The 897-nt window shown below is 74.0% G+C and carries 1 protein-coding gene; it reads right to left on the bottom strand.

What is annotated here, in order from left to right:
* Positions 1 to 93: 93 nt before the first annotated feature.
* A partial coding sequence (locus G3N96_RS38810) for a condensation domain-containing protein (protein WP_241023047.1) occupies positions 94 to 897 on the bottom strand: 804 nt, incomplete at its 5' end.

Below are 897 nucleotides of genomic sequence, written 5' to 3'. Positions count from 1 at the left end.
CCAGGGCACGCACGGCGCGGCCCAGTCCGCGGACCGCCTCCTCGCCTGCGGCGGTCCGCCCGGCATGCGGCCGACCCGGGCCGCCGCCGCCCCCTAACTGAGCGTCTCGTGCGGCGTGGCGCCCGCGGGCGCGGCGTTGCCGGCCGTCAGCGTGCCCGACAGCAGCGACACGAGGTCGGACGCCGCCCGCGCAGGCGCGTCGACGGTGCCGGACGCCGCCAGCCATGCCTGGCGTTGCGCGGCCGACAGCACGCCCGCGTCGCCCAGCGGCGCATCGTCCGGCAGCGTCAGCAGCAGGTCCAGCGCCGCGTGGAACTGTTCGACCACTTCGTCCGACTCGCCCCGCTCCAGCGCGCCGTCGCGTGTCAGCAGCACGCCGCCGTAGCCCGCGCCGTCGCGATGCAGGTTCATCGTCAGGTCGTATTCGGTTTCCGTTTCCGGCGTGTCCTCGAACGCGACGTCCAGCGCGCCGATCCGCACATGGCGGACCGGCGCCTCCTGCATCGAGAACACCACCTGGAACAGCGGCGTCAGCGACGCGTCGCGCGGGCCGGCGTAACGCTCGACCAGCTTTTCGAACGGATAGTCCTGATGCGCGTGCGCGGCCATCACGCAGTCGCGCACCCGTTCGATCCATGCCCGCGTGCTGCTGGCCGCCGGGAACGCCACGCGCAGTGCGAGCAGGTTGACGAAAAAGCCGACGAGCCCTTCCGTGCGGCTCGACGCGCGGTTGGCGACCGGCGAGCCGACCACCAGGTCGCGCTGCCCGGTGCGCCGCGACAACATCAGCAGGAACGCGGACAGGAACACGACGTACGGCGTCGTCCGCAAGCGCCGCGCCAGCGCGTCGACCTGCGCGGCGCGCCCGGCGTCCACCGCGACGCGGCCGCTGTGCGC

This window comes from Burkholderia sp. Se-20373 (assembly GCF_017104705.1).
GTDB lineage: Bacteria > Pseudomonadota > Gammaproteobacteria > Burkholderiales > Burkholderiaceae > Burkholderia.
This window is presented reverse-complemented; position numbering and strand designations above follow the sequence as displayed.